This window comes from Ruegeria sp. YTSC325 (assembly GCF_059609525.1).
This window is the reverse complement of sequence record NZ_JBXWLY010000003.1, coordinates 253,205-268,856: the sequence shown is the minus strand read 5'-3', so window position 1 is coordinate 268,856 and position 15,652 is coordinate 253,205. Positions and strand designations below refer to the sequence as shown.

Sequence of the window (15,652 nt, the reverse complement as noted above, 5' to 3'; positions counted from 1 at the left end):
CAGAAGAAAAAGACAGGACCATCGCACACATGCCCGAGGTGATTTTTCCCGGACCAGAAGGCCGCCTGGAAGGCCGCTACCACCCGCAAAAGGAAAAAGACGCACCGATCGCCATCGTGCTTCACCCGCATCCACAATTCGGCGGGACGATGAACAACAAGGTGGTCTACAACCTGCACTACGCGTTCTACAACATGGGGTTCACCGTTCTGCGGTTCAACTTCCGTGGCGTGGGTCGCAGCCAGGGTGAGTACGATCAGGGCGTGGGTGAGCTCAGCGATGCGGCATCCGCACTGGATTACCTGCAATCGATGAACAACAACTCGAAACACTGCTGGGTAGCAGGGTTTTCCTTCGGGGCGTGGATCGGGATGCAACTGCTGATGCGCCGCCCCGAGATCACTGGCTTTATCAGCGTGTCTCCTCCGGCGAACATGTATGATTTCTCGTTCCTCGCACCCTGCCCGTCCTCGGGCTTGATCATCAATGGGTCGTCGGACCGCGTGGCCCCGCCCGCAGACACCACTGCCTTGGTCAACAAGCTGCACGAGCAAAAAGGCATCACAATCACTCATAATGAAGTGGAAGGCGCCGACCATTTCTTCCAGGATCGCCACATGGACACGTTGATCACAGATGTCAGTGACTACGTGAAGCGCCGCCTGACCGAGAACACACGCTGATGTCGGATACAGTCACCACACTTGCCGGCAGACTAGCCGAAGACACGTTGAAGGTGATGGATGAAACCGGCGAGGATCGCTTTTATGTCGAAGTTGGCGAGCTGCTTGGGGCATCCTCACAGTCGCTGGAAGAGGCATTTCTGACCGAAATTCGAGTGCGGCTGTCTGAGCGTCAGGCCCGCCAATTCGTGATCCAGCGCCTTGCGGAACATCGCAAGAAAGTTAAGGCGATAGAAAAGAAATGATGGATCGGCTGTCCGCGCAAATAGAATTCCTGAAACGCGCGGACCAGCTGAAATCGGTCGAACGCGCGAACACGCTGCTGGATCAATCCCGGCAAGAAAACTCGGCGGAACACAGTTGGCATCTGGCGCTGTGGGCACTGGTAATGGCCCCACTTGCCGACGCAAATGTTCGGATTGACCGGGTCATTCGGATGCTTTTGCTGCATGATCTGGTCGAAATCATCGTCGGTGACCATCCCATCCATCTGAAAACCGACTGGAAGGCGGTTGAGCGCGCTGAACAGAAAGCCGCTCAGGAACTGTTCGGAATGTTACCCGATGACCAATCCGACGCTTTTCTGACGCTTTGGCAGGAGTTCGAAGCGGATTCTACGCCCGATGCGAAATTCGCAAAATGCCTTGATCGCTGCCAACCTCTGTTTCAGGTCCTAAACGCTCCGGAACCCAAACCAGAGCATCTGACGGTCGTCCGCGACAATCTGAACGGTGGACGCGCGGCCTATCTCGAGACCGCTCTTCCTGACGCTTTCAAGGCCGCTTACGCTTTGTTCGACGGCCAACCTGCTCCACGTTCAGAGTTTTCTGATAGGCTGCCGTTCCTTGCGGAATGCGATCAACTGAAATCCGTCTATCGCGCATCCAGGCTTTTGTCTGGTGATCGATTTGAAAACTCGGCCGAGCATTCGTGGCACATCATGCTGTTCGCTTGGGTCTTAGCAGACTGCGCCGAATTTGACGTCGACATTGGTCGCGTTCTAAGGATGTTGCTGCTACACGACATCGTCGAAATCGACGCAGGTGATCATCCAATTCATGGTCATGTCGACCACGCGGCGCAAGCAGCCGAGGAACAAGCGGCGGCCGATCGGCTGTTCGGGCTATTGCCGAACCAGCAAAGAACTGAATGCCTAGCCTTGTGGCTTGAGTTTGAAGCCGCCGAGAGCCCCGATGCCAAATTTGCAAAGGCCGTCGACCGTTTTCAAACGCCTGTTGGCAACCTTGCCACCGGTGGCGGATCATGGGTCGACTACGATGTGACATTCGCGCAGATCGAGTCGCGCGTTGGAACCCCGATTACCCGTGGCGCACCGCAACTATGGAATTGGTTGGAACCACAGCTCAAGAACTATTTCTCAGAAAAGATGACCACTTGAACGGTAAAAGAGAAAGAGGCACGTCGCCTCTTTCCCCCCCAAGTACCAGCGGACGCTCAAACCTGAGAACCGTTTACCCGCTCAACATCTTTGGCTGCGCTTCTCTCAGCGGACCCCCCGCCAGCTAGCCACCCAAGCGCCACAACAATCGCCGATACGACGATGACAGATTTAGCAAAATTCGTCATAGCTTACTGATTAAAAAAACACTGATAACTGGTCGAACAGTATCTCAAAAAGCTCGTGTAAAAACAGTATGGTTATCCTGACCTCACCTCACTTGTGCACAGTAACAAACGAAACGACTTGCCAGATGCCTGAAATCTGTGTTCAACGAGCTCAACAACACTCAATCCGAGACTTATTTTGCCTAAAGCCTATCTTTTCCTGCTTTTTGCAGTGGTCGCAGAAACGATTGGCACAACCGCGTTGCAAGCCAGTCAGCAATTCACGCGGCTCTGGCCCTCTGTATTGGTCGTGGCTGGCTACGCAATCGCGTTCTATCTGCTTGGCTTGACTCTAAAGTTCATGCCAGTTGGGATCGTTTATGCCATCTGGTCGGGCTTGGGCATTGTGCTGATTGCTGTGATCGGTTTTATCGTTTTTGGGCAGAGGCTGGACTGGCCCGCGGTGATAGGTTTGGTCATGATTTTGTCTGGAATTCTGGTTATTCACCTGTTTTCCAACACTACGGGTCACTGACGGGCGGTTAGGGCTGGCATATTTTGCCGCGTCGCGTTATGCGCGCGGCAACTTCCCGTTCAAAGGCTGACCTCATGGACCTGCGCAATATCGCAATCATCGCTCACGTTGACCACGGCAAAACGACCCTGGTGGACGAGCTGCTTAAACAATCCGGCGCGTTCCGGGAAAATCAGGCTGTGGCGGAACGCGCCATGGACAGCAACGATCTGGAGCGCGAGCGCGGGATCACCATCCTTGCCAAAGCGACTTCGGTCGAGTGGAAAGGCACCCGTATCAACATCGTTGACACCCCCGGCCACGCCGATTTCGGTGGCGAGGTTGAGCGTATCCTTTCGATGGTCGACGGTGTTGTTCTGCTGGTCGATGCCGCCGAAGGCCCGATGCCCCAGACCAAGTTTGTGACCTCGAAAGCGCTGGCGCTGGGCCTGCGCCCGATCGTGGTGTTGAACAAGGTCGACAAGCCCGACGCCGAACCTGACCGCGCACTTGATGAGTGCTTTGACCTGTTCGCCAACCTCGGTGCCGATGACGATCAGCTGGACTTTCCAGCCATGTATGCTTCGGGTCGGTCTGGCTGGGCCGATATGGAGCTGGACGGCCCCCGCAAGGACCTGACCGCGCTGTTTGATCTGGTCGTGGACCACGTCCCGGCCCCCAAACAAGCCGAAAAGAAAAACGAGCCGTTCCGTATGCTGGCCACCACGCTGGGAAGCGACCCGTTTATCGGCCGTATCCTGACCGGCCGTGTGGAAAGCGGTACGCTGAAAGCGGGTGACAGCCTCAAGGCGCTGTCGCGCGACGGCACGCTGATCGAAAACTTCCGCGCCTCGAAAATCCTGGCGTTCCGCGGCCTGGCGCAACAACCCATCGACGTGGCCGAAGCTGGTGACATCGTCACTATCGCGGGCATGAGCAAAGCCACTGTAGCCGACTCGCTGGTCGCGCCGCAGGTGGACGAGGCGCTGCCCGCCCAACCGATCGACCCGCCGACTATCACCGTGACTTTCGGCATCAACGACTCGCCTCTGGCCGGTCGAGACGGCAAAAAGGTGCAGTCCCGTGTTATCCGCGACCGCCTGATGAAAGAGGCCGAATCGAACGTCGCCATCCGCATCACCGACACTCCCGGCGGCGAAGCCTTCGAGGTTGCAGGCCGCGGCGAATTGCAGATGGGTGTTCTGATCGAGAACATGCGCCGCGAGGGGTTCGAGCTCAGCATCTCTCGCCCGCAGGTTCTGTTCCGCGAAGAAGACGGCCAGCGTCTGGAGCCCATTGAGGAAGTCACGATTGACGTTGACGATGAATACTCCGGTGCTGTGATTGAAAAGATCACAGGCGCGCGTAAAGGCGAGCTGGTCGAAATGCGCCCCGCCGGTGCAGGAAAGACCCGCATCATAGCGCATGTGCCTTCGCGCGGACTGATCGGCTATCACGGAGAGTTCCTGACCGACACGCGCGGAACCGGTGTTCTGAACCGCGTGTTCCACGGCTGGGCGGCACACAAAGGCCCGATTCCCGGCCGCCGCGCTGGTGTTTTGATCTCGATGGAGAACGGACAGGCCGTCGCCTACGCCCTGTGGAACCTCGAAGAACGTGGCCGCATGTTTGTGGGTCCGCAGACGGATGTCTATCAAGGTATGGTCATCGGAGAGCATTCAAGGGACAATGATCTGGAAGTGAACCCACTTAAGGGCAAAAAACTGACCAACGTGCGTGCCAGCGGATCGGATGACGCCGTCCGCCTGACACCTCATGTTCAGTTCTCACTTGAGGAAGCCATCGCCTATATCGACGATGACGAACTGGTTGAGGTGACGCCTAACGCCATCCGGTTGCGCAAACGCTTTTTGGATCCGCACGAACGCAAGCGCATGGCAAAATCTGCGTAGACCTTTCAGTGAAATAGTTCACTGTTTGGAAACATTGCCCCTTTAGTGACATTTTTGCGTACATTAATGCAAAATTAACAAAAACAAGGCCCGCCACCCCGGCGGGCTTTTCTTTTGTTTTTCAACATCGTTCCACCATAACGGGAGTTTTTTCCCGTTTTCTTGTTGTCACACATCTTGAAAATACGGCGAGGGATTGATCTATTTATGTTTAAATTGTGGCAACGGTGTGCTCAGGTAGCACAGGTTAAAGAGTACCAGGGGGCGTAATCATGCGCGTTAAAAGTCGTTTATTATCTATTGTTTTTGTGTCAGCAACTATTCCAATTGTGTCGACAACGGCAGCTACGGCTGCCGAGAGGTGCACTATTAAAACAGCTCGCCAGTCCGTTGACACGGAAACGCTCTGTGCGTGTGAGGTCGTTGAATCCAGAATGTTGAGGTACCTGCAACGCAGGCCTGATTTTGATGACATCTTGGCCAGAACATTGGAAAGTTGTCCGGCTTTCGCAGCGGTGTTGACTGATATTCCCACCGCCAGCATTTCAAACAATCAAAGATCCGGTGATGGAAACGCAAATCCTGGCGAGGGCCCAACTGTTGGCGGTGGTACCGGTGGTAGTGGTCCAACTAATCCAGACGATGGCCCAACGAACCCAGGCGGTGGCCCAACTAATCCAGGCGGTGGCCCAACTAATCCAGGCGGTGGCCCGACGAACCCAGGCGGTGGTGGCGGAACCGGCGGCGGCGGCGGTGGAACCGGCGGCGGCGGCGGTGGAACCGGCGGCGGCGGTGGCGGAACCGGCGGCGGCGGTGGTGGAACCGGCGGCGGCGGTGGCGGAACCGGCGGCGGCGGTGGCGGAACCGGCGGCGGCGGTGGCGGAACCGGCGGCGGCGGCGGTGGAACCGGCGGCGGCGGCGGTGGAACCGGCGGCCCAGGAAATGGTAATGGTAACAACCCCAACCCCGGTAACGGCGGTGGCAACACCGGAGGGTCCGGCCCCGGCACCGGCAATGGTGGCGGCAACAATGGCAATGGCAATGGTGGTGGCAACGGGACCGGAAACGGGAACGGCAACGGAAACGGTGGCAGCATCTTTGGCGGACCCGGAAATGGCAACGGGAATAGCCCCAATTCCGGCAACGGCGGCGGTAACACAAATGGATCAGGCCAAGGTTCCGGAAACGGCGGCAACAACAACGGCAACAGCGGCGGCACCAACGGCAACGGCAATGGTGGCAATGTCGGTGGTGTCGGCGGCGGCAACCGCGGGTCAGGTGGTATTTTCAACTAACTGACTCTGGTTGAACGCAATGAGGATCGTAAAACACTCTTATTGCGGACACTACAAACAAAGATCAAAATAAACGGGGCGCCAAAATTGGCGCCCCGTTTGTTTGGTAGTCTCCATCGACCGAGTGGTCACAAATTAACTACGGCGGTAGACACCCACCCAATTCTCTGGCTGTCGTGGGTCTTGCATCCGTAGGAAAAGATATCGGGTATCCGACCACGGTTTGATCGTGTTGGTCAAATTATCCAGCACCAGATCACCCGCTGCGGATCTGTAAACCAAAACGGCATGCGCATTTCTTCGCGTATCCAGCACCGTCGCAATCAGCAATTTACTTGGGTCAATTCCTGCGCGAATTAGATCTCTTTTTTTCAAAAGAGCAAAGTCTTCGCAGTCCCCACCGCGTCTGGTCGGCAACGCCCATCTCTCTACGGTTCTATACTGAGATTGGTCCGTAACTTCACGCGTGGTCCGATTGATCTTACGATTCACGCGTTTAACAATCTGCAATTCCTGCTGGCTTGTCATCGCCACCGAAGCAGTGCTGGAACATGCCCATGAGTATTGGCGACACAGCTGTCTTGCTCCGGCAGGCGGAGGTGTAGATGCCACGCTTCTGATGAAGTCTCCTTCGCTGGCTTCCACAGATTTCCCAACGACACTGACCGCCGCGAGAATCGCGCAAACACCCAAAAACTTGCCTGTCGCGGTGAACGCCTGCTCTACAAACGAATTCATGCCTGTCCCTCGATCCTGGTCTCTCCGAACGATTGTCGTCAGACAGGACCGTATTCCGATTTAGGAAACTATCGGTAAACGGACGCGGCAGCGCAATCTGGGCTTAAGGTGGATGGAAAAAGAGGCAGAAATTCGTCACTTTTCATGACCATTTCGCGCTGAATTTGTCGGGTTACTGCCACAATTGAGGCAACCAACGAGAGCGAAAAAGTGCATATATAAGTTACAAGGTATTGTTATTATTTAAAAAACAGAAAAAAATTTCAAAACTAAATTCACTGAAACGGCCAGATAACATATAGGCCGAAATCCGCGCATTCTTTAGGCCGTCCGGCAGCATTCACCAGACGGCCTTGATGATTCTATTCGGTGATTTCGACGACAACCAATTCGCGTTCACTCGCACCACGTGCGTGGTCAAGGGCCTTTTGGTAGTCGGGCGAATTGTAACACTCGACAGCAGCTTCGACCGAAGGGAATCTGGCTACTACATTACGCGGGCGCTCTTTTCCCTCAAGCTGCACATAACGTGCAGCACGTGCAATGAATTGCCCCCCATGGGCGGCAATCGCCGGACCCGCCAACTCGGCGTATTTTCCGTAAGCCTCGTTGTCCGTCACAGTGACATGTGCGATCCAAAGTGCGGGCATGTTACCCCTCCAATACCTGTTCGGCGGCCTTGATGGCCGCATCCGCATTCGACGCATCTCGGCCGCCGCCTTGCGCCATGTCCGGGCGACCACCGCCGCCCTTGCCCCCCAGCTCGCCCACTGCGGCGCGCACCAGATCCACGGCCGAGACCTTTTCGGTCAGGTCCGCGGTCACTCCAGCCGCTACAGCCGCCTTGCCACCCGCATCCGCGATCAGCAGAACCGCGCCCGTGCCCAAACGGCTTTTGTGTTCATCGATCAACGCGGGAAGGTCTTTTCCAGAAACGCCGGTCAGCGCCTGCGCCAAGAACGGCACACCGTTCACGTCCTTCGCCTCGGCACTGCCCTGCCCCGAGCCGCCCGCCATCGCCAGATCACGGCGCAGTTGGGCCACTTCGTTCTGCAGCGCTTTGCGTTCGTCCAGCAGGGATTTCACGCGCCCAACCACGTCATCGGGCTGCGCCTTCAACTCGGACGCAATCTGGCCCAACCGTTGATCCTGCGCCGACAGGTGGCGGAACGCCTCATCCCCGGTCAGGGCTTCGATCCGACGCACGCCGGCGCTGCTGGCGCTGTCGCCCAGCACGACGAACGTTCCGATGTCCCCGGTCTGGCGCACATGGGTGCCGCCGCACAGTTCAATCGACCATGTTTCGCCATCCTGACCTTTACCCGTGGCCGCCTTGCCCATCGAGACAACCCGCACCTCGTCACCGTATTTCTCACCAAACAGCGCCTGCGCGCCCAGATCCCGCGCGTCGTCGGGCGTCATGATCCGCGTCTCGACGGTCGAATTCTGGCGGATGAACGCGTTCACCTCACGCTCGACCTTTTGCAATTCTTCGACGCTCAGCGCCTTGGAGTGGCTAAAATCAAACCGCAACCGGTCCGACGCATTCAACGACCCTCGCTGCGCCACGTGATCGCCCAGTGTTTCGCGCAATGCCTCATGCAGCAGATGCGTAGCCGAGTGGTTCGCCCGGATTGCGCTGCGGCGGGTGTGATCGACCTCAAGCTCGACCCCGTCGCCTTTGGATAGCGTGCCCTGGCCGACGGTCACTTTATGCGCATAGACCTTACCTTCGGCAAATTTGCGCGTGTCTTCGACCTTGGCCACGTCCTGCATATTCTCGAGCCGCCGGATTTCGCCGGTATCCCCGACCTGACCACCGGCCTCACCATAGAACGGGGTCTGGTTCACGATAACCCAACCGTTGCCACCCTGCTCGATGGTGTCGACCAGCGCGCCATCCACGACAAGAGCAGCCACCTGCCCTTCGGCTTTTTCGGTATCATAGCCAAGGAAATCCGTGGCCCCGGCGCTGTCCAGCACGTCAAACCAAACGGCCTGATCCGCCGCCTCGCCCGAGCCCGCCCAAGCAGCGCGCGCCTTGGCCTTTTGTTCGGCCATGGCTGCATCGAACCCGTCGGTATCCACGGTCCGGCCCTTTTCACGCAGCGCATCCTGCGTCAAATCTAGCGGGAAGCCATAGGTGTCATAGAGCTTGAACGCCGCATCACCGGGCAGAGCCTCACCTTCGGGCAGGCCCGCGACCTCATCATCCAGCAGTTTCAGACCGCGATCCAAGGTCTGCTTGAACCGGGTTTCCTCAAGCAGCAGTGTTTCTTCGATCAGTGCCTGCGCCTGTCCCAGTTCCGTATATTGCGCACCCATAAGCTGCACCAGCGAGGGCACGAGGCGATGCATCACCGGATCTTTTGCACCCAGCAAATGCGCATGGCGCATGGCGCGCCGCATGATCCGGCGCAGAACGTAACCGCGGCCGTCATTGCTGGGCATCACGCCATCGGCAATCAGGAACGAGGTCGACCGCAGGTGATCCGCAATCACGCGGTGATGCACGTTCCGATCGCCATAAGGATCAACACCGGTGGCATCGGCAGACGCTTCGATCAACGTTTTGAACAGGTCGGTGTCATAGTTGTCATGGCTGCCTTGCAGCAATGCGCCGATCCGCTCCAGCCCCATGCCGGTGTCAATGGACTGCATGTCCAGCTCCACCATCGAGCTATCCTCGAACTGTTCATTCTGCATGAACACGATGTTCCAGATTTCGATGAACCGGTCGCCATCTTCCTCGGCCGAGCCCGGAGGGCCGCCCCAGATGTGATCGCCGTGGTCATAGAAAATCTCGGTGCATGGACCACAGGGACCAGTCGGGCCCATCTGCCAGAAATTGTCGTTGGTGGCGATGCGGATGATCCGGTCTTCGGGCACGCCGACCTTCTTCCAGATTTCGAACGCTTCATCGTCGGTGTGATAGACCGTGGTCAGCAGGCGGTTCTTGTCGATGCCGAATTCCTTGGTGATCAGCTCCCACGCGAAGGGGATCGCCTCATGCTTGAAGTAATCCCCAAACGAGAAATTCCCCAGCATCTCAAAGAATGTATGGTGGCGCGCGGTATAGCCCACATTGTCCAGATCGTTGTGTTTGCCACCTGCGCGCACACACTTCTGCGCAGTGGTCGCCCGGCTGTAATCGCGCGTCTCAAGCCCGGTGAACAGGTTCTTGAACTGCACCATGCCCGAGTTCACGAACATCAGGGTAGGGTCATTGCGCGGCACGAGCGGGCTGGACGCCACAACTTCATGCCCCTGTTTGGCGAAATAGTTCAGAAAGGTCGATCGGATATCGTTCAGCGTGGGCATTAGGCTCTCTCAGCGCGCAATCATCTTGTTCGAAAACGGGTTTATCGCTGTCCCTGCGGATAGTCCACAGGTGAGGCTGCGCAAACGAAACAAGGCGGCCCCAATGGACCGCCCTGCGTTCACAATTCCGGGATGCCGTCAGGCTTCTAAAATATCGTCGTCCTCAGTGGCACCGGGCGGCATATCGAAATCCAACCCATGCGCAGCGCGGATTTTGTCCTCAATCTCCAGCGCCGAGCGGCTGTTGTCGCGCAGATATTGTTTGGCATTCTCACGCCCCTGCCCGATCCGCTCGTCCCCGTAGCTGAACCAAGAGCCCGACTTCTCAACCACACCGGCCTTAACGCCCAGATCCAGCAGCTCGCCCATCTTGCTGATGCCCTCGCCATACATGATGTCGAATTCCACCTGTTTGAACGGCGGCGCCACCTTGTTCTTGACCACCTTGACACGGGTCTGGTTGCCGACAACCTCATCGCGGTCCTTGATCGCGCCAATACGACGAATGTCCAGACGCACCGAGCTGTAGAATTTCAGCGCATTACCACCAGTGGTCGTCTCCGGGCTGCCAAACATCACACCGATTTTCATCCGGATCTGGTTGATGAAGATCACCATACAGTTCGAACGGCTGATCGAACCGGTCAGCTTGCGCATTGCCTGGCTCATCAAACGGGCCTGCACGCCGACATTGCTGTCGCCCATGTCGCCCTCAAGCTCGGATTTCGGCGTCAGCGCTGCAACCGAGTCGACCACAACCATGTTCACCGCGCCCGAGCGGACCAGCGTATCGGTGATCTCAAGCGCCTGTTCTCCGGTGTCGGGCTGCGAGATTAGCAACTCATCCAGATCGACACCCAGCTTACGAGCATATTGCGGGTCCAACGCGTGTTCCGCGTCAACGAACGCACAGACACCGCCACGCTTTTGCTGTTCTGCAATACAATGCAGCGTCAGCGTCGTCTTGCCCGAGCTTTCTGGCCCGTAAATCTCAACAATCCGGCCCATCGGCAAGCCGCCGATCCCCAGCGCGATATCCAGACCCAGCGAACCGGTCGAGCTGGCCTCGATATCCTGTTTGGAGTCCTCACCCAGCTTCATGATCGAACCCTTGCCGAACTGCCGTTCAATCTGGGCCAGCGCGCTGTCGAGCGCCTTTTGCTTGTCTGCGTTTTTCTTGTCGCTCATCGTCAGAAGATCCGCCATTGTCCTGTCGCCTTCCCTTGTGTCACACCCTTGAACGGGCGGCAATCACTGCTTTGTTCGCCTCTTGTTCCTTATGAGATCAAAAAGAGAACATTTCAACTAAAACTTACAATATTTACTCTTGGGCAATTGTGTTAAAGAGTCGTTTACGCCACTGTACAAAGATAACCAATCGTTCTGGCAGACACATAAATGCTTGTTTTCTATGAGGAACGCCTGGCGTTTCTGGCTGTTCCCAAAACCGGCAGCACCGCATATCACTCAGCGCTGAAAGACCGGGCGGACCTTGTCGTGACCGGTCCTCCGGCATTGAAACACGCTCCAGTTCGGCGATATGACAGGTTTTTTCAGAATATCTTCCGAAAAATGTATGACACTGACATGGAGATCATGGCCGTCGTTCGGGAACCAATCGACTGGTTAGGCAGTTGGTACAAGTTTCGTAGCCGTGACGAACGGATTGGGCATCCGCACTCGACCCGCGACATGAGCTTCGATGACTACATTCAGGCTTATATGAAGTCACCCCGCCCCGAATACGCAGATGTCGGCAGTCAGAGTCAGTTTTTCCGCACCCGCAGCAATGGCCGCGGTGCGGATCATGTGTTCAAATACGAAAACCAAGACAAGATTCTGGATTTTCTGGAAAACCGACTGGACATGAAGATTGCTCTGCAGCGCGAAAACGTCTCTCCAACCCGTGACTTGGCGCTTAGTGCAAAGACTGAACAGAAGTTCCGCAAACGTCATGCGCTGGAATTTGAGTGCCACGAAAAAGCGCAGTAGCGTATCAGTTCATTTGCCGAAACACTGCTTCGGTCAATTGGTTCAATGAGAATGGTTTCGGCAAAAAGGCCGAGTTTGCGATCTCAGGTTCCGAATCTCCGAACGCGCCTTCGGTGTAACCGGACATGAAGATAACCTGCACATCTGCGCGCTTTTCCATCGCAGTTCGTACCCAGGTTGGACCATCGAGTCCGGGCATCACGACATCGGTTACAAACACATCTACATGCAATGTTTCATCTTCTAGCAGTCTCAACGCTTCTTCACCCGAGTCGGTCTCGAGCACCGTGTAACCTTTCAAGCGCAGAGCCCGCGTAGCAAACGCACGAACCGGTGCTTCATCCTCAACCAGTAGGACGACGCCTTCGCCCTGGCGGGCATTCAGAACTTCGGGCTGTACTTCTTGGCTGGGCTCGATCTTCTGCGGCGTGGCTGAAATCGGCAAGAACACCGTAAATTCCGTGCCCTGCCCTTGCACGCTGTCGACGAAAATAAACCCGCCCGTCTGTTTGACTATGCCATACACCGTCGAAAGACCCAGACCCGTACCTTCGCCGGTTCTTTTTGTGGTATAGAACGGCTCAAAGACTTTTTGCAGCTTGTCTGCCGGTATACCCACCCCACTGTCGACGACTTTTACAGTCACATACTCGCCCGGCGGAACTGTCGCGCGGTCGCGGCGCAAAGAATCCGTCAGCGAAACGACTTCGGTTTCGATCCGAACATCCCCGCCTTCGGGCATCGCGTCACGGGCATTGACCACGAGGTTCATGAACACCTGTTCAAGCTGTCTTTTGTCGGCGCGCACGGGCTTTAGGACTGGATCGTGGCTGAGTGTCAAACGCACTTTCTCACCGACCAGCCGGTTCAACAAGTGAATCAGATCCGAAATTGTGTCGCGCAGGTCCAGAACCTCTGGCTGAAGTGTTTGCTTGCGCGAAAAAGCCAACAGTTGACTGACCAGAGCAGCCGCCCTGTTCGCATTCTGGTTTATCTGCACCAGATCACCGTAGTTCGGGTCATTCTGATCGTGCCGCAGCAATAGCAGGTCACAATGACCGGATATTGCTGTCAGCAAGTTGTTGAAATCATGCGCGACACCGCCGGCAAGCTGCCCGACAGCCTGCATCTTTTGTCCCTGCACAAACTGAGCCTCAAGTGTCTTGAGCTCGGTCGCATCGTTGAGAACGGCAATCAGGCACACCTGACCATCATTAACCACTCTGTTCAGCGTCACCTGAACGAATACGTCTTTGTCTTGCCGTGTCAGGCGCAAAAACTCGGATTTGGGGGTGGCGTCCTCGACAGCGGCGCGCGACAACCACTCCTGAATCGGGTAACCTAATCCCTGCATCATTTGCGAGACATTCGTCTCGCCTGTCTGAAAGTCGCCAACCAGTTTGATTGCCAATCTGTTTGCATCCAGAACGACCCCGTCCGATGCAATGCACATGATTGGGACCGGCAAGTCCGCAAAACGTGTTTCTGTTGCCGGTGGCGTGGTTACCTGGAGAGGCAGAACCAACATTTCACGCGCAGACCCCGAACGAGAAAGCTCGGCCACGGTGACATTCAACGGGGCGCTTGAGGCGTTGGCCTGTGTGATCTCACCCGGTGCAGGTTGGCCGGAATTGAAGACTTGATCTGTGTTTTCCGGTTTGTAGCCCAATACATGCTCGGCCATTCCATTGGCCCTCAGCACAGTTCCATTTCGCCCAAGTGTCAAAACTGGAACTGCCACATCATCCCAACGGCCTTCAGCCCTAAGGTGAAACCGCCAGCAATACAGATCGTGCCCGACCGAGAATACTGTCACCGGGATAGTAGACCCGATAGTCACCACGTCTTCGCTGGACTTTCCGTGAATCTCAGCCAGAGACTGAAGACGTAAAAGGATTGACGCTGGATTGGCGAAAACTGACATCAAGCAGTTTTCCAATCGGTTACCGGGGAAAGCGTGTAACTGGATTCTGGCCGCTGCGTTTGACGAAAGAACAAGCCCGTCCGCATTGGCAATGACGCCTGGAAACAAGTCCTGTTCAGTGAAAGTATTCATAACTTTAATGGCACGTCGGATAGACCAATCCGCAAACCAACCCTTGAGCGCGACCAGAACTCCTGCCGTGAACAATGAAATTCCGGCGACGGCGAACTCAGTCTTCCAGCCGGTCGGCAAAACATTTGTGAGAGGTGCAAGTCCGATGACGATGCCAAATACCAACACGGACATCAGTCGCAGTGGAATCGGAGATTTCCTTATGGAAGGATCCGACAAAAAACTTGAAACTTCAGTCATTAAGAACTCAGCTCGTTGGGCCTGTCGCCAGTAAGCCCAAATAAGGTTAAAGACCGCTTAACGAAATCGCGGCCACTCTACCTATGCTTGCTATTTTTATCTAAACTACCGCGTCAAGTGTGCGGTGAAGAAACCGTCTGTTCCGTGTGCTGCGAGCCACAATTTCTGATAGGGCATGTTCCAGCCGGAATGCGAACCGAGGAAATTTTCAACGACTTCTTGGTTTTCCGGGTTCAGCATAGAACAGGTCGCATAAGCTAACGTTCCGTCCGGGGAAACAAAACCAGATGTTGCCTCGAGAATGCTTAATTGCAGCGCGCTCAACTCCTTTAGACGCTCCGGGGTCAAAGCCCATTTTCCTGCCGGGGCGCGTCTCCAGGAACCGCTGCCCGAACATGGAGCATCAACAAGCACCACATCGAAAGGTGCTTGCGACCGCACCGCATCAGGCGTCAGGATTGTGATTTTCGCCCCTGCGCGTTCGGCCCGATCAGGCAAATCTCTCATTCGCGCAGGATTAACATCATGAGCAAAAACTTCGACACCGGCATGCGCCGCAATGGCGAGTGATTTTCCACCTCCGCCCGCGCAATAGTCCAAAACGCGCTGACCTGGTTGCAAATTCAGATCGGCAACGATGGCTTGACTGGCTGCGTCCTGCAATTCGACCAGCCCAGTCAAAAATGCCTGACTCTGGGCGACTTTACGCGCGCCATCCAGAACCTCCAACGCCGTGTCGCAGGCGTCATGCGCGCGGGCAGTGATACCATCTGCCGCCAACGCAGCAATCGCGCGATCCGAATCCGATTTGATCAGGTTGACACGCAAATGCACCGGAGCGCGGGTTTGCAAGGCCTGCGCTACGTTGATTGCCTGGTCCTGCAAAGAGGCTTTAAACACTGGCCACAACCAGTCGGGGATGTCGTATTGTTCGGCGTCAGACAGGAATGCGCGCCCAGTTTCGTCCTCACCAACGGGCGAAGGGGCGTGCCCAACTCCCGTGAACAGATCGCTCGGGTCACTCTTTGCCGCCCTCAGGGCCCCAAGCATTAAGCCACGACCAGTTTCGGCCCCGCCCAACGCCGCGAAAGACCGCTTGCACCGCAACGCTCCGAACACGTGATCCCGAACAGCCGCCCGGTCCTTGGAGCCGGCAAAACGGCTGCGCCGCGCCCATCCTGTCAGGGCCTTTTCGACCGGAACATCCCTGAGAATTTCGTCAAGGATTTCAATAGAGGCCTGAAAGCGGGCTGCGGGGGTCATAAATTCGTCCCATGCGTCTGTAGAAACACAAAACGGCGCCCGAACGGGACGCCGCAATGCAATTTAAAGCA

The 15,652-nt window shown here is 56.3% G+C and carries 13 protein-coding genes; 7 read left to right on the top strand and 6 right to left on the bottom strand.

The features are described from left to right. Positions 1-29: 29 nt before the first annotated feature. The 6 genes from AC2FF7_RS06455 to AC2FF7_RS06430 all read left to right on the top strand — a co-directional run bounded on the left by AC2FF7_RS06455 (position 30) and on the right by AC2FF7_RS06430 (position 5,971). Positions 30-683, top strand: coding sequence for an alpha/beta hydrolase (locus AC2FF7_RS06455; RefSeq protein WP_142633729.1), 654 nt, complete (start codon positions 30-32; stop codon positions 681-683). Beyond that, positions 683-928, top strand: coding sequence for a hypothetical protein (locus AC2FF7_RS06450; RefSeq protein WP_170751284.1), 246 nt, complete (start codon positions 683-685; stop codon positions 926-928). Before AC2FF7_RS06455 ends, AC2FF7_RS06450 begins: the two co-directional genes overlap by 1 nt. Next, positions 925-2,082, top strand: a complete 1,158-nt coding sequence (locus AC2FF7_RS06445) for an HD domain-containing protein (protein WP_480865578.1) — start codon at positions 925-927, stop codon at positions 2,080-2,082. The genes AC2FF7_RS06450 and AC2FF7_RS06445 overlap by 4 nt, the downstream gene beginning before the upstream one ends. 366 nt (positions 2,083-2,448) lie before the next feature. After that, on the top strand, positions 2,449-2,784 hold the full coding sequence (locus tag AC2FF7_RS06440) for a DMT family transporter (protein ID WP_496905389.1): 336 nt from the start codon (positions 2,449-2,451) through the stop codon (positions 2,782-2,784). Between the two features lie 74 nt (positions 2,785-2,858). Next, the gene (gene typA, locus AC2FF7_RS06435) at positions 2,859-4,676 is read left to right on the top strand and encodes a translational GTPase TypA (RefSeq protein ID WP_480865579.1); all 1,818 of its coding nucleotides are present in this window, start codon (positions 2,859-2,861) and stop codon (positions 4,674-4,676) included. A 518-nt stretch (positions 4,677-5,194) separates the two neighbouring features. Continuing rightward, positions 5,195-5,971, top strand: coding sequence for a hypothetical protein (locus AC2FF7_RS06430; RefSeq protein WP_496905388.1), 777 nt, complete (start codon positions 5,195-5,197; stop codon positions 5,969-5,971). A gap of 135 nt (positions 5,972-6,106) precedes the next feature. Here the strand turns inward: AC2FF7_RS06430 and AC2FF7_RS06425 are convergent, their stop codons facing one another. The 4 genes from AC2FF7_RS06425 to recA form a co-directional block, all read right to left on the bottom strand. Then, complete coding sequence (locus AC2FF7_RS06425; protein WP_480865581.1) at positions 6,107-6,709, bottom strand: transglutaminase-like cysteine peptidase; 603 nt, start codon at positions 6,707-6,709, stop codon at positions 6,107-6,109. A 362-nt stretch (positions 6,710-7,071) separates the two neighbouring features. Next, positions 7,072-7,359 carry a DUF1330 domain-containing protein gene (locus tag AC2FF7_RS06420; protein WP_209194592.1) on the bottom strand — a complete coding sequence of 96 codons (288 nt, stop codon included), beginning with the start codon at positions 7,357-7,359 and terminating at the stop codon, positions 7,072-7,074. A 1-nt stretch (position 7,360) separates the two neighbouring features. Next, entirely contained in the window at positions 7,361-10,030 is a 2,670-nt protein-coding gene (gene alaS / locus AC2FF7_RS06415; RefSeq protein ID WP_496905387.1) for an alanine--tRNA ligase, read from the bottom strand. Positions 10,031-10,168: 138 nt separating this feature from the next. Then, the gene (gene recA, locus AC2FF7_RS06410; protein WP_170354230.1) at positions 10,169-11,236 is read right to left on the bottom strand and encodes a recombinase RecA; all 1,068 of its coding nucleotides are present in this window, start codon (positions 11,234-11,236) and stop codon (positions 10,169-10,171) included. A 192-nt stretch (positions 11,237-11,428) separates the two neighbouring features. Between recA and AC2FF7_RS06405 the strand changes: the two genes are divergently transcribed. Next, on the top strand, positions 11,429-12,022 hold the full coding sequence (locus AC2FF7_RS06405) for a gamma-glutamyl kinase (RefSeq protein WP_480865583.1): 594 nt from the start codon (positions 11,429-11,431) through the stop codon (positions 12,020-12,022). 4 nt (positions 12,023-12,026) lie between these two features. Here the strand turns inward: AC2FF7_RS06405 and AC2FF7_RS06400 are convergent, their stop codons facing one another. Both AC2FF7_RS06400 and AC2FF7_RS06395 read right to left on the bottom strand, forming a co-directional pair. Continuing rightward, on the bottom strand, positions 12,027-14,252 hold the full coding sequence (locus tag AC2FF7_RS06400; RefSeq protein ID WP_496905386.1) for an ATP-binding protein: 2,226 nt from the start codon (positions 14,250-14,252) through the stop codon (positions 12,027-12,029). Between the two features lie 171 nt (positions 14,253-14,423). Next, positions 14,424-15,581 carry an RsmB/NOP family class I SAM-dependent RNA methyltransferase gene (locus AC2FF7_RS06395; protein WP_496905385.1) on the bottom strand — a complete coding sequence of 386 codons (1,158 nt, stop codon included), beginning with the start codon at positions 15,579-15,581 and terminating at the stop codon, positions 14,424-14,426. Positions 15,582-15,652 lie beyond the last annotated feature (71 nt).

What these genes read in the sequence shown, in the direction of transcription:
- AC2FF7_RS06420 (WP_209194592.1), bottom strand. Translation starts at nt 7,359, where the DNA reads ATGCCCGCACTTTGGATCGCACATGTCACTGTGACGGACAACGAGGCT.
- AC2FF7_RS06395 (WP_496905385.1), bottom strand. Translation starts at nt 15,581, where the DNA reads ATGACCCCCGCAGCCCGCTTTCAGGCCTCTATTGAAATCCTTGACGAA.
- AC2FF7_RS06450 (WP_170751284.1), top strand. Translation starts at nt 683, where the DNA reads ATGTCGGATACAGTCACCACACTTGCCGGCAGACTAGCCGAAGACACG.
- AC2FF7_RS06405 (WP_480865583.1), top strand. Translation starts at nt 11,429, where the DNA reads ATGCTTGTTTTCTATGAGGAACGCCTGGCGTTTCTGGCTGTTCCCAAA.
- recA (WP_170354230.1), bottom strand. Translation starts at nt 11,236, where the DNA reads ATGGCGGATCTTCTGACGATGAGCGACAAGAAAAACGCAGACAAGCAA.
- typA (WP_480865579.1), top strand. Translation starts at nt 2,859, where the DNA reads ATGGACCTGCGCAATATCGCAATCATCGCTCACGTTGACCACGGCAAA.
- AC2FF7_RS06455 (WP_142633729.1), top strand. Translation starts at nt 30, where the DNA reads ATGCCCGAGGTGATTTTTCCCGGACCAGAAGGCCGCCTGGAAGGCCGC.
- AC2FF7_RS06425 (WP_480865581.1), bottom strand. Translation starts at nt 6,709, where the DNA reads ATGAATTCGTTTGTAGAGCAGGCGTTCACCGCGACAGGCAAGTTTTTG.
- AC2FF7_RS06445 (WP_480865578.1), top strand. Translation starts at nt 925, where the DNA reads ATGATGGATCGGCTGTCCGCGCAAATAGAATTCCTGAAACGCGCGGAC.
- alaS (WP_496905387.1), bottom strand. Translation starts at nt 10,030, where the DNA reads ATGCCCACGCTGAACGATATCCGATCGACCTTTCTGAACTATTTCGCC.
- AC2FF7_RS06400 (WP_496905386.1), bottom strand. Translation starts at nt 14,252, where the DNA reads ATGTCCGTGTTGGTATTTGGCATCGTCATCGGACTTGCACCTCTCACA.